Consider the following 19,159-nt stretch of genomic DNA (forward strand, 5'->3'; position numbering starts at 1 on the left):
GCCCCCGGGCGTGCGCCATGAGCGCCGTGAGCGCCGAGCGGTAATGGGCATACGGGGGGATCTGAGGAACCACGGGGAACGCACCCGGAGTTGGGGGGCGGCGAACCCGTGGGCGGTGGACATCGGGATCGCGCTCCTGGTGCAGGCGGCGATGACGATGCCGTTCGTGGTGCCGCGCGGGCCCGAGCTCGAACCGGCGACCTGGCCCGCGTACGGCCTGACGACGCTCACCGTGCTGCCGCTGGTCTGGCGGCGGCGCGCGCCGCTCGCCGTCCTGCTCGCGATCCTGGCGGCGAGCGCGCTGTACAAGCTGGCCCTGGAGGGGCCGGGGCAGCCGCTGCCGTACACCGGGCTCGTCAGCGTCTACACGATCGCCGCGCTCGCGCCGGCCCGGCAGCGGCTGACGACGGCGGCGCTGCTGGTGGTCGCGGTGCCGGCCTCGGTGTGGCTCAACACCCAGTCGGCACGCGAACTGACCTTCTCGCTCTTCGTGTTCGGCGCCGCGTACGTCTTCGGGCGGCTCCAGGACGCCCGGCAGCGGGCGCACCGGATCGAGGCCGAGCAGGCCGCCGCACGCGAACGGGCCCGGATCGCACGGGAGATGCACGACATCCTGTCGCACGCGGTGAGCCTGATGATCGTGCAGGCCGAGGCCGGTCCGGTGGCGGTGCGGGCCGCGCCCGCGCGCGCCGAGGCCGCGTTCGAGGCGATCTCGGAGACCGGCCGCGAGGCGATGGCCCAGCTGCGCCACATGCTGGGGCTGCTGCGCGAGGGCGACGAGGGCGCGGCCCCCAGGGAGCCGCAGCCGGACCTCGGCGGCATCCCCGACCTGGTGGAACGGGTCCGGGCCAGCGGCCTCGCCGTCGGGTACGAGACGGAGGGCGGGGTACGCGCGCTGCCGGCGGCGACCGGCGCGAGCGCGTACCGGATCGTCCAGGAGGCGCTGACGAACGTGGTGAAGCACGCCCAGGCCCGCGCGGCGGACGTCCGGCTGGCCTACGGCGACGGCGTCCTGCGGGTCACGGTGACGGACGACGGCCGCGGCCCCCGGCCCGGGTCCGGGTCGGGGCACGGGCTCGTCGGCATCAGGGAGCGGGCCGCCGCGCACGGCGGGACGGCGGCGATGGGCCCGGGCCCGGGCGGCCGGGGCTTCGAGGTGCGGGTCCTGCTGCCCGTGCCCCCGGGGACGGAGACGGCGGAGGTGGGGAGATGACGATCCGGGTGGTGGTCGCGGACGACCAGGAACTGGTGCGGAGCGGCTTCGCGATGATCCTGGACGCGCAGCCGGACATCGAGGTGGTCGCGGAGGCCGGGGACGGGGCCGAGGCCGTCGAGGCGGTGCGCCGCCTCGCGCCCGACGTGGCGCTGCTCGACATCCGGATGCCCCGGACGGACGGCATCGAGGCCTGTCGGCTGATCGGCGCGGAGTCCGGCTGCCGGACGGTGATCCTGACGACCTTCGACACCGACGCGTACGTGTACGAGGCGCTGCACGCGGGCGCGAGCGGCTTCCTCCTCAAGGACGTGCGCCGGGACGACCTGGTGCACGCGGTACGGGTGGTGGCCGCGGGCGACTCGCTGCTCGCGCCGTCGGTGGCCCGTCGGCTCGTGGAGCAGTACACGGCGGGCGGGCCGCGCGGGGCGGCCCGGGGCCCCGACCCCCGGCTCGACGTGCTGACCGGCCGCGAGCGGGAGACGTTGCTGCTGCTCGCGCGCGGTCTCTCCAACGCGGAGATCGCGGCGGAGTTGGTGGTCAGCGACCACACGGTGAAGACGCACGTGGGCAACGTCCTGGCCAAGTTGGGGCTGCGCGACCGGATCCAGGCGGTGATCTGCGCGTACGAGACGGGTCTGGTCGCGGCGGGCTCTCCCCCGCCCGGGGGAGGCGGGTAGCCCGCTCCTCCCCCGTGTCGGTGAGGAACAGGCCCGCCGGAGACCGCCGGTGCGGGCGATCCGCGGAGCGCCGCAGGTCAGCAGGATGGAGCCATCGAGAACAACGGCTCACACCAACGGAGTTGACCATGAGGAAGTCCACCCGCACGCTGCTCGCCGCCGCCTTGGTCCTGGGCGTCGCCTCCGGGCCCGCGCTCGCCCCGGCCTTCGCGGCGGAGCCCCCGGCGGCCGCGTCCCCGGCGGCCGCGCCGGCCCTTTCGAGCCCGGACCTGAGCGCGGCGATCGCCGGTCTGCCGCGCGCCGACGCGACGGCCGCGCTGGTCCGGGTCGGCGGCTCCGAGGGCTCGTGGCAGGGCAGCGCGGGCGTGCACGACCTGGAGTCGAACGCCCCGGCGGACCCGGCGGCCCGCTTCCGGGCCGGTTCGGTGACGAAGGTGTTCACGGCGGCGACCGTGCTCCAGCTGGCCGCCGAGGGCCGGATCGACCTGGACCGCTCGGCCCGCTCGTACCTCCCGGACCTGATCCCCGGACGGTACGCCCGGGTGACCGTGCGCCAGCTCCTGAACCACACGCACGGCATCCCGGCCGCCGACATGCCCGGTGAGACGGTGGAGGAGTGGTACGCGAACCGGTTCGTCGTCCACACCCCCGAGGAGATGGTCCGCTCGGCGACGGCCAAGCCGCGCGAGTTCGCGCCCGGCACCCGGCAGCACTACCTCAACATCGGCTACACGGTCGTCGGCCTGATCGTGGAGCGGGTGACCGGCGACTCGTACGCGCACCAGGTGGAGCGCCGGATCCTGCGGCCGCTCGGCCTGCGCGACACGTACTTCCCCGGTACCGCCGCCGGGATCACCGGGCCGTACAACCACGGCTACCAGACCATGCGGCTCGACGACGGCACGACCGGGCTCCGCGACGTCTCGGAGTGGGGGGTGACGGACGGCTGGGCCGCCGGCGACCTCGTCTCGACCACCGCCGACCTGGAGCGGTTCACCCGGGCCCTGTTCGCGGGCCGGGTGGTGCGGGGTCCGCTCCTGGAGGAGATGTTCACCCTGCCGAAGGTGACGGACCTGAAGTCCGGCGACCCGGCCGCGTACTCCGCCGGCCTGTCCATGAAGCGGCTCGGCGGGCGCGAGGTGTGGGGCAAGACCGGCGGTCGCTGGGGCTACAACACGGCCGTCGCCTCGACCCGCGACGGCTCCCGCACCCTCGTCTACAGCGTCAACGCCACCGACGCCAAGGGCCAGGACGTGAACCGCACCGCCCTGACCCTGATGGTGTCGGCCTACGGCCTCCCCGACCGGTCCTAGGCGGGTACGGCCCCGCCCACGGGGGCCTGCGGCGCCGTCGCGGCCTCCAGGCGCTTGATCAGCCGGCGCACGTGGAGCAGCGGCAGGATGCCGATCACCCCGAACGACATGTCGATGACCGACCACCAGAAGGGGATGCCCCGGATCGGGCCGCAGATCAGGGCGAGCGGGATGACGCCGACGCAGGCGATCATCCCGAACTCGACGACCCAGATGTTGCGGACGGGGTCGCGGTACACCCCGTAGAAGGCGACCGCGATGACGAGGTGCGCGAAGGCCAGCCAGTCGGTGCCGTAGAGGACGTACGGGGCGTCCCGGTCGGTGGCGGCGAGGCCGTCCCGCACCCGGTGGATCCACTCGGCGAGTCCGGGGAGCAGGTCGGCGACGGGTGCGGCCCAGCCGGTCAACGCGGAGTCGAGGAGCCGGAGTTCGGTCACTAGCGGGAAGGCGGTGGCCCCGCTCAGGACCAGGCAGACGACGAAGACGACCAGCCAGACGCGGATGTTCCTGAGGAGGGCTCTCGGCCCGTTCGTGTCGCTCACGAGGACAGCGTACGCCCTTCTTGAACGTGTTCAGAAACGGGGTGCGGGTCGTCGCGCGACGGCGTGCGGGACCACCGTCGCCCCCGCCTCCAGGACCGGGCCGCGCGCCTCACAGGCCGACGATCGCGTTCCACCTCTTCGCGAACTCCTGGCGCTCGTCCGCGTTGATGTCCCGGGCGATGGCGAGCCGTTCCCGCATGGCGGCGTCGGGGAAGATCAGCGGGTCCTCGGCGAGCGCGACCAGCTCCTCGTCGCCGGAGTCGGCGAGGACGGCCTGGGCGGCCGGCACCGGGCAGACGTAGTTGACCCAGGCGGCGAGTTCGGCGGCGACCTCGGGCTCGTAGTAGTAGTCGACGAGCTTCTCGGCGTTGCCCTTGTGCTGGGCGCGGTTGGGGACGAGCAGCGACTCGGCCCACAGCTCTGCCCCCTCCTCGGGGACGACGAACTCGATGTCCGGGTTGTCGGCCTGGAGCTGGATGACGTCGCCCGAGTACGCCTGACAGGCGAGCACGTCGCCGGTGGAGAGGTCCTTGATGTAGTCGTTGCCGGTGAAGCGCCGGATGTGCCGCGCCCGGACGAGGCCCTCGATCTGCTCGCACAGCGCGTGGAAGTCGTCGGCGGTCCACCGGGTCACGTCGACGCCGTTGCCCATCATGAGCAGCGCGAACGACTCGTCGAGTCCGGAGAGCAGGGTCACCTTGCCGCGCAGGTCGTCGGCCCAGAGCTCCTTGGTCGAGCGGAGTTCCCGGCCGAGCTTCTTCCGGTTGTACGCGATGCCGGTGATCCCGGACTGCCAGGGCACGCTGTGCAGCCGGCCCGGGTCGAAGGCGGGCGAGCGGAGCTGCGGGTTGAGGTTGCGCGCGACGTTCGGCTGGGCGGCGCGGTCCATCTCCTGGACCCAGCCGAGGCGGACGAAGCGGGCGGCCATCCAGTCGCTGACGACGATCAGGTCGCGGCCGGTCTCCTGGCGGTTCATCAGCGACGGGCCGATCTTGCCGAAGAACTCGTCGTTGTCGTTGATCTCCTCGGTGTACCGGACGGAGATCCCGGTGCGCTCCCTGAAGGCGTCGAGGGTGGGGCGCTTCGCCTTGCCCTCGTCATCGGTGTCGATGTAGAGCGGCCAGTTGGCGAAGTCGACCGTCCGGTCGCGGGCGGACAGGTCGCGGCCGGCCCGGTCGTCCTCGTCGACGTAGGCGGCGGGCACGCCGCAGCCGGCGAGCAGGGCCGCGGCCCCGACACCTCCGGCGCCGCGCAGCAGGGACCGGCGGGACACGTGGTTGCTGACTGTCGCTCTCACCCGGCCAGCATCCCGGGCGCCCGTCACCTGCGGCAATGGACGGTCCGTCGAGCGACGGCGCGCGGCCCCGACACCCTGTCGATCAAGGGTGCCGGGGCCGCGCGGCGCGGGGCGGGGCGGGGATCAGCCCAGCGAGGTCATGACGTGCTTGATGCGGGTGTAGTCCTCGAAGCCGTAGGCGGAGAGGTCCTTGCCGTAGCCGGACTTCTTGTAGCCGCCGTGGGGCATCTCGGCGACCAGCGGGATGTGGGTGTTGATCCACACGCAGCCGAAGTCGAGCGACTTGGACATGCGCATCGCGCGCGCGTGGTCCTTGGTCCAGACGGAGGAGGCGAGGGCGTACTCGACGCCGTTCGCGAACTCCAGGGCCTGGGCCTCGTCCACGAAGGACTGGACGGTGATGACCGGGCCGAAGACCTCGTTCTGGACGATCTCGTCGTCCTGCTTGAGGCCGGAGACGACGGTGGGGGCGTAGAAGTAGCCCTTGTCGCCGACGCGGTGACCGCCGGCCTCGACCTTGGCGTGGGCCGGGAGGCGCTCGATGAAGCCGGTGACCTGCTTCAGCTGGTTGGCGTTGTTGAGCGGGCCGTACAGCACGTCCTCGTCGTCCGGCTGACCGGTCTTCGTGTCGGCGGCGGCCTTGGCCAGCTGCGCCACGAACTCGTCGTGGATCGACTCGTGGACGAGGACGCGGGTGGCGGCCGTGCAGTCCTGACCGGCGTTGAAGAAGCCCGCGACGGAGATGTCCTCGACGGCCTTGGCGATGTCGGTGTCCTCGAAGACCACGACGGGGGCCTTGCCGCCCAGCTCCAGGTGGACGCGCTTGACGTCCTTGGCCGCCGACTCGGCGACCTGCATGCCGGCGCGGACCGAGCCGGTGATGGAGGCCATCGCCGGGGTCGGGTGCTCGACCATGGCCTTGCCCGTCTCGCGGTCGCCGCAGACGACGTTGAAGACGCCCTTGGGCACGATCTGCCCGATGATCTCGGCCATCAGGACGGTCGACGCGGGGGTCGTGTCCGAGGGCTTGAGGACGACGGTGTTGCCCGCGGCGAGCGCCGGGGCGAACTTCCACACGGCCATCATCATCGGGTAGTTCCACGGCGCGACCTGGGCGCAGACGCCGACCGGCTCGCGACGGACGATGGAGGTCATGCCCTCCATGTACTCGCCGGCCGAGCGGCCCTCCAGCAGGCGGGCGGCACCGGCGAAGAAGCGGATCTGGTCCACCATCGGCGGGATCTCCTCGCTCGCGGTGAGGGCGACCGGCTTGCCGGTGTTCTCGACCTCGGCGGCGATGAGCTCCTCGGCCCGCTCCTCGAAGGCGTCCGCGATCTTGAGCAGGACCTTCTGGCGCTCGGACGGCGTGCTGTCACGCCAGGCGGGGAAGGCGGCCGCGGCGGCCTCCATGGCGGCGTCGACGTCGGCCTGCCCGGAGAGCGGGGAGGTGGCGTACACCTCTCCGGTGGCCGGGTTGACCACCTCGATGGTGCGGCCGTCGGCCGCGTCGCGGAACTCCCCGTTGATGTAGTTACGCAGCCGGCGCAGCTCGGTGGTCACTTGCCACCCCTCCTGTCACGTTCTGTCTTCGCACGTCCTTGTGCGGCGTCCCGATGGGCGAGACACCCCAGCCTAATCGCTCGACTGACGCTTTCAACAGCCCCGACCCCCCGCAACTTCGGATTCGGTGAGATCGAGGGCTCTACACAACGAATTTCATCGATCCGGGCTTGCACGACAGACAATCTCGGTGCACAGTGGAGCCGTGGCCAGTCGAAGCGCAGACTCCAGAACCGGAACCGGTTCGTCCCCGACGATCGACGCCGTCTCCCTGGCGATCATCGAGCAGCTCCAAGAGGACGGTCGCCGCCCCTACGCGGCGATCGGAAAGGCCGTCGGCCTCTCCGAAGCAGCCGTGCGGCAGCGCGTCCAGAAACTGCTCGACCAGGGCGTCATGCAGATCGTCGCCGTCACCGACCCCCTCACCGTGGGTTTCCGACGGCAGGCGATGGTCGGCATCAACGTCGAGGGTGACCTGGATCCGGTCGCTGAAGCGCTCACGGCCATGGCCGAGTGCGAGTACGTGGTCATGACCGCGGGCTCCTTCGACCTGATGGTGGAGGTCGTCTGCGAGGACGACGACCACCTGCTCGATGTGATCAACAAGCGGATCCGCACCCTCCCCGGCGTGCGCTCCACCGAGAGCTTCGTGTACCTCAAGCTCAAGAAGCAGACCTATATGTGGGGAACCAGATAACCGTGACCCAGGACCTCTCCAAGACTGCCTACGACCACCTGTGGATGCACTTCACCCGCATGTCGTCGTACGAGAACTCGCCTGTTCCCACGATCGTGCGTGGTGAGGGCACCTACATCTTCGACGACAAGGGCAAGCGCTACCTCGACGGTCTCGCGGGTCTCTTCGTGGTCAACGCGGGACACGGCCGACAGGAGCTGGCCGAGGTCGCGTACAAGCAGGCGCAGGAGCTCGCGTTCTTCCCCGTGTGGTCGTACGCGCACCCCAAGGCCGTCGAGCTGGCCGAGCGCCTCGCGCACTACGCCCCCGGCGACCTGAACAAGGTCTTCTTCACCACCGGTGGCGGCGAGGCCGTCGAGACCGCCTGGAAGCTCGCCAAGCAGTACTTCAAGCTGCAGGGCAAGCACACCAAGTACAAGGTCATCTCGCGTGCGGTCGCCTACCACGGCACCCCGCAGGGCGCACTGTCCATCACCGGTCTGCCGGCCCTGAAGGCCCCCTTCGAGCCGCTGGTCCCCGGCGCGCACAAGGTGCCGAACACCAACATCTACCGCGCCCCGATCCACGGCGACGACCCGGAGGCCTTCGGCCGCTGGGCCGCCGACCAGATCGAGCAGCAGATCCTCTTCGAGGGCCCCGAGACCGTCGCGGCCGTCTTCCTGGAGCCGGTGCAGAACGCCGGCGGCTGCTTCCCGCCGCCGCCCGGGTACTTCCGGCGCGTCCGCGAGATCTGCGACCAGTACGACGTGCTGCTCGTCTCCGACGAGACGATCTGCGCCTTCGGCCGCCTCGGCACGATGTTCGCCTGCGACAAGTTCGGCTACGTGCCGGACATGATCACCTGCGCCAAGGGCATGACCTCGGGCTACTCCCCGATCGGCGCCTGCATCGTCTCGGACCGCATCGCCGAGCCGTTCTACAAGGGCGACAACACCTTCCTGCACGGCTACACCTTCGGTGGCCACCCGGTCTCCTCGGCGGTCGCCATCGCCAACCTCGACATCTTCGACAAGGAAGGCCTCAACCAGCACGTGCTGGACAACGAGGGCGCCTTCTTCTCGACGCTGTCGAAGCTGCACGACCTGCCGATCGTCGGCGACGTCCGCGGCAACGGCTTCTTCTACGGCATCGAGCTCGTCAAGGACAAGGTCACCAAGGAGTCCTTCAACGACGAAGAGGTCGAGCGCGTGCTGTACGGCTACCTCTCCAAGGCGCTGTACGAGAACGGCCTGTACTGCCGCGCCGACGACCGTGGCGACCCGGTCATCCAGCTGGCCCCGCCGCTGATCGCCGACCAGGGCACCTTCGACGAGATCGAGGGAATCCTGCGCTCCGTGCTCACCGAGGCGTGGACCAAGCTGTAGGACCCCGCTGAACGGACCGACCGGTCACGGTCCCCCAGCATCACGCCGCCCTCACGGCGTGACCCCGGCCCGGGCATGCCGCCATCCGAGTGGATGGCGGCGGCCCGGGCCGCGTGCTGTCCGTATGAGCGGATCTGAATCCTTACGGTGCCGAGTGACCCCCAGCCCCGTCTCCTCGTTCCCCCGTACGGGGGAACACATCAGATCCGACATCGAGGTGTACGCGATGGCCCCACCGGACAACGACGTGCTCTGGGCGCGTTCCCTGCACTGCTCCCTGGGCGGCACGGAGGCGCTCACCGGCGTCTCCCTCGGCGTCCACGAGGGCGAGATCCTCGCCCTCGCCGGCCCGCGCGGCAGCGGCAAGACCACCCTCATGCGCTGCCTCTCCGGCCAGCTCGTCGCCCAGCAGGGCGAGGTCTGGTTCAACAGCAGCCCCGTGCACACGCTGAGCCCGGCCCAGCGCGAACGGCTCCGCCGCGACCGCTTCGGCTGGATCGGCCCCGAACCCGGCCTCGTCCCCGAACTCACCGGCTGGGAGAACGCCGCCCTGCCGCTGCTGCTCCGCGGGGCCTCCCACCGGGCCGCGAAGGCCGCCGCCCTGGAATGGCTCGACCGGCTCGACATCGGCGCGAGCGCCCGCAAACGGCCGCACGCCCTCACCCACCCCCAGCGCCAGCGGATCGCCCTCGCCCGCGCCCTCGTCACCACCCCCTCGGTGCTCTTCGCCGACGAACCCACCGCCGCCCTGCACCAGGCCGACGGCGCGCAGGTCCTGCGCACGCTGACCGCCGCCGCCCGCTCGCACGGCATCACCGTGCTCCTCGCCACCCACGAAGGCGAGGTCGCGGGGCTCGCCGACCGCACGGTCGGACTCCTCGACGGACGCAGGACGGGCACCGTACCCCCGGCGTCAGGGGCGGAGGGCGTCGCCGCGTGCTCGCTCTCCGTCTAGCCCGCGGGACCCACCCCCTCGTCCTCACGCAGCGGCTCCTCGTCGCCGCCGCGGCCGCGGGGGTCGGCTTCCTCCTGCTCTGCACCCTCGGATACGCCGTCGGGCACCCGACCCACTCCTCGGCCTCGGTCCTGCGGCTGCTGTGGTGCGTCCTGCCGCTCGCCGCCACGGTCCAGTTCGCCGTCGCCGTGGCCCGCACCGACCCCAGCACCCGGCCGCGCCCCGGACTCTCCGCGGTCGGCCTCGGCCCCGCCCGGCTCACCGCCATCGCCGCCGCGTCCACGGCGATCGCCTGCACCCTCGGCTCGACGGTCGCACTGCTGTTCTACCTGCACCTGCGCGGCGACATCACCGGACTGCCCTTCGACGGGGCAGCCGCCGAACTGCTCGCCGCCGACCAGCCGATGCCGGTCGCGGCGGCCCTCACCCTCCTCGCGGTCCTGCCGGTCGTCGCCGCCACCGCGGCGGGCCTGGCGCTCCGGCCGCGCACGGCCGCCCCGGCCCCGGAGGGCGCGGAACGGCCGGTGCCGTCCGGCCTGCCCTGGGGAGTCGCCCTCGTCGCGGTCGGCCTCGCGGTCGAGACGTACGCGGGCCGCGGCGGCGGGGGCGGCGTCCCGATGCCCGGCCGCTTCGACGGCAACCCGGCCGGCGTCCTCGTCGGCTGGGTCCTCACCGCGGCCGGCCTCGCGATGGCGGGCCCCGGCCTCACCCACCTCGGCGGCCGCCTCCTCCAGACCCTCAGGCCCGGCGCCACCCGGCTCCTCGCCGGCCGCGTCCTCATGGACGAGTCCCGCCGCATCGGCCGGCCCCTAGGCGTCGTCAGCGCGGTGCTCTCCGGCACCCTCGCCGCCTCCGCGCTGTACGACGCCGACACCGGCCCCGCCGTCTTCGGCCCGCTCACCGGCCTCGGCGCGACCCTCGTCCTGGCCTGCACCACCGCCACGCTCGTCACGGCGGCCCTGGAGTCCAAGCAGTGCCGGACCCACACCACCGAGGCCCTGCTCCGCCTCGGCGCACCGTCCACGGTCCTGCGCACGGCAGCCCTGATGCGCGTCGGCGCCCTGCTCGCCGTCTTCCTGCCCCTCACCTGGGTGGTGGCGCGGCTCGCCGCCCTGCCGCTCACCGGCTGAGAAGCCCTCGGGAGGGGCCGCCCCGCGCGGCGGCCCCTATCGTGGGCCCATGGCGACGCTCCCCCCGGCCCACCGCCCGCCCGGCCCGCGCGGGCACGGTCACGAGATCCACGACCTCGACGAGTTCGACGCGGCGCTCGCCCGCCCGGGCTCCCTCCGCGGCCTGCGGATCCAGTCGATCGACCTCACCGACCGGACCTTCGCCCTGCTCGCCGCGACCACCACCGACGCCGTCTTCCTCGGCTGCCCCATGGAGCCGGAGGCCGCCGCCAAGGTCCGCGCCGACGGGGCCCTCGTCTTCCCACCCGTGCCCGACCTGCCCTTCGACCCCTACCGGGCACGGCTCTACACCCCCGGGGAGCTCTACGACGGACTCGCCGACGAGGGATACGAGGGGACCCCGGACGCGCGCGCGTACGCCTGGTTCGGGCGGACCCGCGCCGACGGCGACGTCTTCTCCTCGATGCTCCGCTCGCTCCACGACGACGCCGTCTCCGACGCCCTCGACGAACTCCTCGCCGGGGCCCGGGTCGTCGGCGTCATGGGCGGCCACGCGACGGGCCGGGGCACCGAGGAGTACGCGGGCGCCGCCCGGCTCGGCAGGTCCCTCGCCCGCGCCGGCCTCACCGTCGCCACCGGCGGCGGACCGGGCGCGATGGAGGCCGCCAACCTCGGCGCCTACCTGGCCCCGCTCCCCGACCCCGCCCTGCCCGAGGCCCTCGCGCTGCTCGCCGAGGTCCCGTCCTTCACCCCCTCGGTCACGGAGTGGGCCCGCGCCGCCTTCCGCGTACGGGCCCGCCTCCCGCACGGCGGCGCCTCGGTCGCCATCCCCACCTGGTTCTACGGCCACGAGCCGCCGAACCCCTTCGCCGCCCACATCGCCAAGTACTTCGCCAACGCCCTCCGCGAGGACGGCCTCCTCGCCCGCTCCACCGCCGGCGTCGTCTTCCTCCCCGGCGCCGCCGGCACCGTCCAGGAGATCTTCGCCAACGCCACCCCCAACTACTACGAGTCCCTCGGCACCCCCACCCCCATGGTCCTCGTCGACCGCGCCCACTGGACCCACCGCCTCCCCGCCTGGCCCCTCCTCCAAGCCCTCGCCACCGACCGCCCCATGTCCACCCGCATCGCCCTCGTCGACTCCGTCGACGAAGCCCCGGCAGCACTGAACCGCCTAGCAAAAACCTGACCCACCCCCGTGGGCCCCGCGCGGCCAAAGTCCCGCCCCCGCCCACCCACCCCTGCGTGGATCAGCGCGCCCACCCGGCCCACCCACCCCCGTGTGGGCAATCGTCCCGCTGGGGCGTGGGGGTCCCCCCGGACGGAGTCCGGGGGGAGGGTGGGCACACGGGACGGCGCCCTCGGCGGCGCCTCCGCCCCCGATGCCCGAACCCGCACCTGCGGGGCCCGCGCCCCGCAGGCCCCGCGCACGCCGCTAGCGAACGCCGGAGGCACCCGAGGCATCGAAGGAATCGATGGCACCGGAGGTACCAGAGGCATCGGCCCCCACGGACGTACCAGAGGCACCGGAGACATCAACGGCATCGGCCAACACCACGACGTCCTCCACCCGGAACTCCACCCCGACCCGCCCGCCCTCCTCCGGCGCCTCCCGCAACGGCAGCTCCGCCTCCAGCACCGGCCCGTCCACCGGACGAAGCCGCACGGCGACCCGGTCGCCACGAAACGTCCGGGACTCCACCGTCCAGCCCGCGCCCACGCCCACGTCACCGCTCACGTCCCCGCCCACGCCCACGAGCCGCACGCCCCCCGGCCGCACCAGCACCCGCCGCACCCCCTGCGGCGAGCCGTCCGGGACGGCGATCCGCCCCCAGGGCGTGTCCGCGACCGCGCCGTTCACCCTCGCGCCCACCACGTTGTCGAAGCCGAGGAAACGGGCGACGAACTCCGAGGCGGGGCGGGACCACACGTCGACGGGCGTGCCGGACTGCGCGATCCGCCCGTCGCGCATGACGACGACCCGGTCGGCGAGGGCGAAGGCCTCGCCCTGGTCGTGGGTGACGGCGAGGACCGTCGTGCCGAGCCGCCCGAAGAGCTGCCGCAGTTCGACGACGAGCCGTTCGCGCAGACCGCGGTCGAGCTGGCCGAGGGGCTCGTCCAGCATGAGCAGCCGGGGCCGCGGCGCGAGCGCCCGCGCGAGCGCCACCCGCTGCTGCTCGCCGCCGGAGAGCGCGGCGACGGACCGCCGCTCGGCGCCGGGCAGTCCGACGAGGTCGAGCAGTTCGCGCACCCGCTCGGCCTGCTCCGCCTTCGCGGCCCCCCGCATCCGCGGCCCGAAGGCGACGTTGCCGCCGACGTCCCGCTGCGGGAACAGCTGGTGGTCCTGGAACATCAGGCCGACGCCCCGCCGGTGCACCGGCACCCCGGCCTGGTCGGCGCCGCCGAGCAGCACCCGGCCGCCGTCGAGCTCCTGCAGCCCGGCGACGGCCCGCAGCAGTGTGGACTTGCCGCTGCCGCTGGGGCCGAGGACGCACACGATCTCGTGCTCGGCGACCTCCAGGTCCACGGCGTCGAGCACGGCCCGCTCCCCGAACCGTACGGTCGCGCCCTCGATCGAAAGCATCAGAACTCCCCGGAGGTCCGGTCGGTGCGCAGCCGTTCGAGCAGCAGCAGGGACGCCGCGCACACCACCATCAGAATCGTCGACAGGGCCATGGCCTGGCCGTAGTTGAGTTCGCCCGGCCGGCCGAGCAGCCGGGCCACCGCCACGGGCAGCGTGGGGCTGTCGGGCCGGGCGATGAAGACGGTCGCGCCGAACTCGCCCAGCGAGACGGCGAACGCGAACCCGGCGGCGATGAGCAGCGCCCGCCGCACGAGCGGCAGGTCCACCTCCCGCCAGGCCCGCCACGGCGACGCGCCGAGCACGGCCGCCGCCTCCCGCAGCCGCTCGTCCACGGCCCGCAGCACCGGCAGCATGGTCCGTACGACGAAGGGGACGCCGACCAGCGCCTGCGCGAGGGGGACGAGGATCCAGCTGGCCCGCAGGTCGAGCGGCGGCTCGTCGAGGGTGATGAGGAAGCCGAAGCCGACGGTGACCGCGGAGACCCCGAGCGGCAGCATCAGCAGGGCGTCGAAGCCGCGCACGAGCCGTCCGGCACGGCGTGTGAGGGCCGCCGCCGCGAGTCCGCCGATCAGCACCGCGATGGCGGTGGCGGCCACCGCGTACCGCAGCGAGTTCCCGACGGCCTCCAGCGGCGGCACCAGGAACGTGCCGCTCTCGTCGAGCGAGCCCAGCGCCCGGTAGTACCCGAGCCCGTACCCGCCGGACCCGGCGAAGGAGCGCTCGACCAGGACGCCGAGCGGCAGCAGGATCAGCAGCGCCACGGAGAGCAGCACGCCCGCGAGCAGCGTCCACTGGCCGGCGCCGCGCGGCCGGCGCGCGGTCCGCTCCGGCGGTACGAGCCGCAGCGCGGTCTCCCGTCGCCGTACCGTCCGGGCGTGCACGGCGAGGATCGCGCCGACCGCGGCGAACTGCACGAGCGTGAGCACGGCGGCCGTCCGGAGGTCGAGCAGGCGGGCAGTCTGCCGGTAGATCTCGGCTTCCAGGGTGGAGTACGCGTCCCCGCCGAGGATCTGCACGACGCCGAACGAGGTGAAGGTGAAGAGGAACACCATCAGCGCGGCCGCCGACACCGCCGGTACCAGCGCGGGCAGCGTCACCGTCCGCCAGGCGGTCCAGCGCGAGGCGCCGAGGACCCGGGCGGCCTCCTCCTGGCGCGGGTCGAGCTGGGACCAGAGGCCGCCGACGGTCCGGACGACGACGGCGTAGTTGAAGAAGACGTGGGCGAGGAGGATCGCCCACACGCTGGTGTCGAGCCGCAGCCCCCACAGCTCGTCCGTGAGCCCGCCGCGTCCGACGACCGCCAGGAAGGCGGTGCCGACCAGCACGGTGGGCAGCACGAACGGCACCGTGACGACGGCCCGCAGCACGTTCTTGCCGGGGAAGTCGAAGCGGGCGAAGACGTACGCCCCCGGCAGGGCCACGAGCAGCGTCAGCGCCGTCGAGGCGAGGGCCTGCCACGCGGTGAAGCCGAGGACGTCGAGGATGTCGGGCCGGCTCAGCGTCTCGCCGATCCGTCCGAGGTCCCAGGTGCCGTCGGGGCGGAGCCCGCGCTCCACGATGGAGGCGACGGGCCAGGCGAAGAGGACGCCGAAGAACGCGAGCGGCAGGGCCATGAGCCCCAGCCGCGCCGCGCTCCCCTTGGCGTCGCGCCTCACTTCACGACGAGCGACGACCACTGCTGGATCCACGCGTCACGCTTCTCGGCGATCTTCTCGGGCGCCATGGTCTCGGGCTTCTCGACGACCACGCCGTGCTTCGTGAACAGCTCGGGCAGCGCCGCGTCCTTCGCCACCGGGTTCACGAACATCTGGAGCGGCATGTCCTCCTGGAACTTCTTGGAGATCAGGAAGTCGATCAGCGCCTTGCCGCCCTCGGGGTTCTTCGCCCCGTTCAGCAGTCCCGCGAACTCCGTCTGCCGGAAGCAGGTGCCGGTGGAGACGCCGGTGGGCGCCACCTTCGGCTGCGGCTCGCCGTACAGCACCTCGACGGGCGGGCTGGAGGCGTACGACACGACCAGCGGCCGGTCGCCCTTGGCCTGCTTGCCGCCGGCCGAGCCGGAGAACTCCTGGTTGTAGGCGAGCTCCCAGCTGTCGACGGTCTTCACCCCGTTGGCCTTGAGCTGCTTCCAGTAGTCCTGCCAGCCCTCGTCGCCGTACGCGGCGGCCGTGCCGAGGAGGAAGCCGAGGCCCGGGGAGGACCGCTCGGGGTTCTCGACGACGAGCAGGTCCTTGTACGCCGGCCTCGCCAGGTCGGCGAAGGTCACCGGCGGCGCCAGCTTCTTGTCGGCGAAGTACTTCTTGTCGTAGTTGACGCAGATGTCACCGGAGTCGATCGGGGTGACCCGGTGCTCCTTGTCCAGCTGGTACGCGGTCGGGACCCGGTCGAGCCCCTTCGCCTCGTACGGGACGAAGATCCCGTTGTCGAGGGCGCGGGACAGCAGGGTGTTGTCGACGCCGAAGAAGACGTCGCCCTGCGGGGAGCCCTTGGTGAGGATCTCCTTGTTGACGGCCTCGCCGGCGTCGCCGCTCTTGAGGACCTTGACCGTGAAGCCGGTCTGCTTCGTGAACTCGGCCAGCACCTCCTTGGAGGCGTTGAACGAGTCGTGGCTGACCAGCGTGACGGTCTTCGGCGCGGGCGCTCCGGTCTTGCCGGCCGCGTCCCTGACGTCCTCGGTGCCGCAGGCGGCCAGGCTGGTGACGCCGAGCGCCGCGACGAGCGCGGCGGCGGCTGCCTTCTTGATGCTCACTGGATTTCCTCCTGGGTGTGACCAGGAAGAGACGCGGCCCCGCCCACCCGGAGGTGGGCGGGGCGCAACAGCTCGAGTTACGACCGAACTCCCTACCCAGAATGACCTGGGCGAGGTTCAGAGGGTCTGCGGTCCTACGGTGACCGCACTCTCAGCGCTGTGGCGCTCCCCTGTCGGAATATGAAGATGTGTTCGAGCTCAGACTACAAGGTCAGCGCTCGGCCGCCGCCAGCTGTCCACAGGCACCGTCGATCTCCTGGCCCCGGGTGTCCCGCACGGTCACCGGCACGCCGTGGCGCGCGATGGCCTCCACGAACGCCTTCTCGTCCTCGGGACGCGAGGCCGTCCACTTCGAACCCGGCGTGGGGTTCAGCGGGATCAGGTTGACGTGCACCCGCTTGCCCTTGAGGAGCTTGCCGAGCAGGTCACCGCGCCAGGCCTGGTCGTTGATGTCCCGGATGAGCGCGTACTCGATGGAGATCCGGCGCCCGGACTTCTCCGCGTACTCCCAGGCCGCGTCGAGGACCTCGCGGACCTTCCAGCGCGTGTTCACGGGCACCAGGGTGTCGCGCAGCTCGTCGTCCGGCGCGTGCAGCGAGACCGCGAGCCGGCACTTGAAGCCCTCGTCGGCGAACCGCAGCATCGCGGGCACGAGACCCACGGTCGAGACCGTGATCCCGCGCTGCGACAGCCCCAGCCCGTCCGGCTCGGGGTCCGTCAGCCGCCGGATCGACCCCACCACCCGCTTGTAGTTCGCGAGCGGCTCCCCCATGCCCATGAAGACGATGTTGGACAGCCGCGCCGGTCCCCCGGGCACCTCTCCGTCCCGCAGGGCCCGCATCCCGTCCACGATCTGGTGCACGATCTCGGCCGTCGACAGGTTCCGGTCGAGCCCCGCCTGCCCCGTCGCGCAGAACGGGCAGTTCATCCCGCAGCCGGCCTGCGACGAGATGCACATGGTCACCCGGTCCGGGTACCGCATCAGCACCGACTCGACGAGCGTCCCGTCGTGCAGCCGCCACAGCGTCTTGCGGGTGGTGTCGTCGTCGCACGAGATGTGCCGCACCACCGACATCAGGTCGGGCAGCAGCTCCCCCGCCAGCTTCTCCCGCGAAGCGGCCGGAATGTCCGTCCACTCCTGCGGGTCGTGCGCGTACCGCGCGAAGTAGTGCGTGGACAGCTGCTTCGCGCGAAACGGCTTCTCACCGATCGCGGCGACAGCCTCCTTCCGCTCGGCAGGCGTGAGGTCGGCCAGGTGCCGCGGCGGCTTCTTGGCTCCGCGGGGGGCGACAAAAGTGAGTTCTCCGGGCTTGGGCATGGTGCTACCAGTGTCGCAGACGGGCGCGGGTGTCCCGGCGCGTGGCGGGTGGGGGTGGTCACGGGGTGGGGCGGCCGGGTGGGGTGCGGGGGATGCGGGAGGTGAAGAAGAGGGCGAGGACGGAGGCGGCGGCGAGGATGGCGAGGGCGGCGCGGACGCCGTCGAGGCGGGCCTCGGCGTTGGCGTCGAGGGCGGCGTCGGTGACCGCCTGGGTGGCGCCGGCCTCGTCGAGGGCGTCGGTGAGCTGGGCGTCCGAGAGGAAGGGGATGCCGCTCTGGAGCTGGACGACGGCCTGCTCCTTCACCTCGGTGGGGACGGCCGGGTTCTGTTCGACGCTGGTGAGGAACGAGGAGGTGAGCGCGGTGATCATGAGGGAGCCGGCGAGGGCGGTGCCGATGGAGGCGCCGAGGTTGGTGACGGAGTTCTGGATGCCGCCGACCTCGGCGCTCTGCTCGTCCGGCACGGCGGACACGGTGATGGCGCCGAGCTGGGAGGCCAGGGCGCCCATCCCGAAGCCGACGAGCAGCAGGGGGATCGTGACGACGGCGGCGTCGGCGTCCGCGTCGAGGGCGGCCATCAGCACGACGGCGCCGGCGAGCAGCGCGAGCACCCCGATCCGCACCACACGGCGGGGGGACGCGTCGGGGAACAGCCGGGGGATGAGGAGGGCGGCGGCGAGCAGGGTCACGGACAGCGGGAGGATCCGGACGCCGGTGCTGAGCGCCGACAGGCCCAGCGCGACCGACAGGTAGAGCGGGACGACGAAGAAGACGCCCATCTGGACGAGGTACTGGAAGAAGAACATGGTGAGGCCACCGGTGAGCTGCCGGTTGCGCAGCATGTCCGGGTAGATGAGCGGTTCTCGCCGGCGTGCGACGAGCCGCGCCTCCCAGCGCAGGAAGAGCCACAGCAGGAAGAGGCCCGCCAGCATCAGCCAGACGACCAGGGACACTCCGAGCCAGGCGGGCGCGTCGGGCTTGGGCTGGAGCCAGCCCCACTCGCCCGAGCGGAGCACGCCGTACACGAAGGTGCCGAGGCCGGCCGCGCAGAGCAGCGCGCCGAAGAGGTCGACGCGCGGGCGCTCCTCGCTGACGGCGTCGGCGATGCGGCGGGCGAAGACGAGGATCACCAGCACCACCAGGACCTCGCCGGCGAAGACCCAGCGCCAGGAGAAGTACGTGGTGGCGATGCCGCCGATGAGGGGCCCGGCGGCGATGGCGACGGCGCCCGCGGCGGCGACGACGCCGTACGCCATGGGGCGGCGCTCGGTGGGGAAGTTGCCGGCCACCAGGGCCACGATCGCGGGCATGATGAGCGCCGCGCCGACGCCTTCGAGGAACGACCAGCCGAACAGCAGCACCGGGAGGTTCGGGGCGAGGGCCGTGGTGAGGGAGCCGGCGCCGTAGACGCAGCAGCCGATCATGAAGGCCCGCTTGCGGCCGATGAGGGTGCCGACCTTGCCGCCGGGGATCATCAGCATCGCCATCACCAGCGTGTACGCGGTGATGGCGCCCTGGATGCCGGTGATGGTGGTGCCGACGTCCTCGGCCACCGTCGCGATGGAGACGTTCATGACGGAGCTGTCGAGCGCCATGAGGAACTGCCCCGCCGCGAGGGTCAGCAGGACCGAGAGGGCCCCCGGGGGCCGTTCGGCGGAGCGGGCCGTGGGTGCTGTCATGCTCGGCATCCTTCCCGCGCCGGGGCGCCGGGCCGCCGATCCGCCGCCCGCTTCCCCCACATGGCGGACACCGGAACGAGGA

The 19,159-nt window shown here is 72.5% G+C and carries 16 protein-coding genes and 1 riboswitch; of the genes, 8 read left to right on the plus strand and 8 right to left on the minus strand.

Annotation, left to right across the window (positions count from 1 at the left end; translation table 11 throughout):
• Positions 1–43: 43 nt before the first annotated feature.
• From ACIQFX_RS28320 to ACIQFX_RS28330, 3 genes are all read left to right on the plus strand, one after another.
• Positions 44–1,213, plus strand: a complete 1,170-nt coding sequence (locus ACIQFX_RS28320; protein ID WP_402468965.1) for a sensor histidine kinase — start codon at positions 44–46, stop codon at positions 1,211–1,213.
• Entirely contained in the window at positions 1,210–1,893 is a 684-nt protein-coding gene (locus ACIQFX_RS28325; protein ID WP_402468968.1) for a response regulator, read from the plus strand. Before ACIQFX_RS28320 ends, ACIQFX_RS28325 begins: the two co-directional genes overlap by 4 nt.
• Before the next feature lie 128 nt (positions 1,894–2,021).
• The gene (locus ACIQFX_RS28330; protein WP_402468971.1) at positions 2,022–3,206 is read left to right on the plus strand and encodes a serine hydrolase domain-containing protein; all 1,185 of its coding nucleotides are present in this window, start codon (positions 2,022–2,024) and stop codon (positions 3,204–3,206) included.
• On the opposite strand, the gene ACIQFX_RS28335 is transcribed toward ACIQFX_RS28330, so the two are convergent.
• The 3 genes from ACIQFX_RS28335 to ACIQFX_RS28345 all read right to left on the minus strand — a co-directional run bounded on the left by ACIQFX_RS28335 (position 3,203) and on the right by ACIQFX_RS28345 (position 6,605).
• Positions 3,203–3,748: a hypothetical protein gene (locus tag ACIQFX_RS28335; RefSeq protein ID WP_402468974.1), complete on the minus strand. Its 546-nt coding sequence runs from the start codon at positions 3,746–3,748 to the stop codon at positions 3,203–3,205. The genes ACIQFX_RS28330 and ACIQFX_RS28335 overlap by 4 nt on opposite strands.
• A 109-nt stretch (positions 3,749–3,857) precedes the next feature.
• Positions 3,858–5,021, minus strand: coding sequence for a spermidine/putrescine ABC transporter substrate-binding protein (locus ACIQFX_RS28340; protein WP_402469323.1), 1,164 nt, complete (start codon positions 5,019–5,021; stop codon positions 3,858–3,860).
• A gap of 147 nt (positions 5,022–5,168) precedes the next feature.
• On the minus strand, positions 5,169–6,605 hold the full coding sequence (locus ACIQFX_RS28345; RefSeq protein WP_402468977.1) for a gamma-aminobutyraldehyde dehydrogenase: 1,437 nt from the start codon (positions 6,603–6,605) through the stop codon (positions 5,169–5,171).
• Positions 6,606–6,795: 190 nt separating this feature from the next.
• Between ACIQFX_RS28345 and ACIQFX_RS28350 the strand changes: the two genes are divergently transcribed.
• The 5 genes from ACIQFX_RS28350 to ACIQFX_RS28370 all read left to right on the plus strand — a co-directional run bounded on the left by ACIQFX_RS28350 (position 6,796) and on the right by ACIQFX_RS28370 (position 11,940).
• A complete protein-coding gene (locus ACIQFX_RS28350; protein ID WP_402468980.1) occupies positions 6,796–7,302 on the plus strand; it encodes an Lrp/AsnC family transcriptional regulator in 507 nt (168 codons plus the stop codon).
• Positions 7,287–8,666: an aspartate aminotransferase family protein gene (locus ACIQFX_RS28355; RefSeq protein WP_402468983.1), complete on the plus strand. Its 1,380-nt coding sequence runs from the start codon at positions 7,287–7,289 to the stop codon at positions 8,664–8,666. Before ACIQFX_RS28350 ends, ACIQFX_RS28355 begins: the two co-directional genes overlap by 16 nt.
• A gap of 226 nt (positions 8,667–8,892) precedes the next feature.
• Positions 8,893–9,621, plus strand: a complete 729-nt coding sequence (locus ACIQFX_RS28360; RefSeq protein WP_402469326.1) for an ABC transporter ATP-binding protein — start codon at positions 8,893–8,895, stop codon at positions 9,619–9,621.
• Complete coding sequence (locus ACIQFX_RS28365) at positions 9,603–10,751, plus strand: hypothetical protein (protein WP_402468986.1); 1,149 nt, start codon at positions 9,603–9,605, stop codon at positions 10,749–10,751. Before ACIQFX_RS28360 ends, ACIQFX_RS28365 begins: the two co-directional genes overlap by 19 nt.
• Before the next feature lie 49 nt (positions 10,752–10,800).
• Complete coding sequence (locus ACIQFX_RS28370) at positions 10,801–11,940, plus strand: LOG family protein (RefSeq protein ID WP_402468989.1); 1,140 nt, start codon at positions 10,801–10,803, stop codon at positions 11,938–11,940.
• 246 nt (positions 11,941–12,186) lie between these two features.
• On the opposite strand, the gene ACIQFX_RS28375 is transcribed toward ACIQFX_RS28370, so the two are convergent.
• The 5 genes from ACIQFX_RS28375 to ACIQFX_RS28395 all read right to left on the minus strand — a co-directional run bounded on the left by ACIQFX_RS28375 (position 12,187) and on the right by ACIQFX_RS28395 (position 19,077).
• Complete coding sequence (locus ACIQFX_RS28375; protein WP_402468992.1) at positions 12,187–13,335, minus strand: ABC transporter ATP-binding protein; 1,149 nt, start codon at positions 13,333–13,335, stop codon at positions 12,187–12,189.
• Entirely contained in the window at positions 13,335–14,948 is a 1,614-nt protein-coding gene (locus tag ACIQFX_RS28380; RefSeq protein WP_402469329.1) for an ABC transporter permease, read from the minus strand. Before ACIQFX_RS28380 ends, ACIQFX_RS28375 begins: the two co-directional genes overlap by 1 nt.
• Positions 14,949–14,986: 38 nt before the next feature.
• The gene (locus ACIQFX_RS28385; RefSeq protein ID WP_402468995.1) at positions 14,987–16,081 is read right to left on the minus strand and encodes a thiamine ABC transporter substrate binding subunit; all 1,095 of its coding nucleotides are present in this window, start codon (positions 16,079–16,081) and stop codon (positions 14,987–14,989) included.
• Positions 16,082–16,152: 71 nt separating this feature from the next.
• A riboswitch (TPP riboswitch) is annotated at positions 16,153–16,263 on the minus strand.
• A gap of 29 nt (positions 16,264–16,292) precedes the next feature.
• Complete coding sequence (gene rlmN, locus ACIQFX_RS28390; RefSeq protein ID WP_402468997.1) at positions 16,293–17,399, minus strand: 23S rRNA (adenine(2503)-C(2))-methyltransferase RlmN; 1,107 nt, start codon at positions 17,397–17,399, stop codon at positions 16,293–16,295.
• A gap of 58 nt (positions 17,400–17,457) precedes the next feature.
• Positions 17,458–19,077, minus strand: a complete 1,620-nt coding sequence (locus tag ACIQFX_RS28395) for an MFS transporter (RefSeq protein ID WP_402469000.1) — start codon at positions 19,075–19,077, stop codon at positions 17,458–17,460.
• Positions 19,078–19,159 lie beyond the last annotated feature (82 nt).

This window comes from Streptomyces sp. NPDC093089 (assembly GCF_044754405.1).
In the GTDB taxonomy this organism is placed as follows: domain Bacteria; phylum Actinomycetota; class Actinomycetes; order Streptomycetales; family Streptomycetaceae; genus Streptomyces.

Excerpts from the sequence above, each read along its gene's own strand:
- ACIQFX_RS28320 (WP_402468965.1), top strand. The coding sequence starts at position 44 with ATGGGCATACGGGGGGATCTGAGGAACCACGGGGAACGCACCCGGAGT.
- ACIQFX_RS28325 (WP_402468968.1), top strand. The coding sequence starts at position 1,210 with ATGACGATCCGGGTGGTGGTCGCGGACGACCAGGAACTGGTGCGGAGC.
- ACIQFX_RS28330 (WP_402468971.1), top strand. The coding sequence starts at position 2,022 with ATGAGGAAGTCCACCCGCACGCTGCTCGCCGCCGCCTTGGTCCTGGGC.
- ACIQFX_RS28360 (WP_402469326.1), top strand. The coding sequence starts at position 8,893 with ATGGCCCCACCGGACAACGACGTGCTCTGGGCGCGTTCCCTGCACTGC.
- ACIQFX_RS28370 (WP_402468989.1), top strand. The coding sequence starts at position 10,801 with ATGGCGACGCTCCCCCCGGCCCACCGCCCGCCCGGCCCGCGCGGGCAC.
- ACIQFX_RS28375 (WP_402468992.1), bottom strand. The coding sequence starts at position 13,335 with ATGCTTTCGATCGAGGGCGCGACCGTACGGTTCGGGGAGCGGGCCGTG.
- ACIQFX_RS28380 (WP_402469329.1), bottom strand. The coding sequence starts at position 14,948 with ATGGCCCTGCCGCTCGCGTTCTTCGGCGTCCTCTTCGCCTGGCCCGTC.
- rlmN (WP_402468997.1), bottom strand. The coding sequence starts at position 17,399 with ATGCCCAAGCCCGGAGAACTCACTTTTGTCGCCCCCCGCGGAGCCAAG.
- ACIQFX_RS28395 (WP_402469000.1), bottom strand. The coding sequence starts at position 19,077 with ATGACAGCACCCACGGCCCGCTCCGCCGAACGGCCCCCGGGGGCCCTC.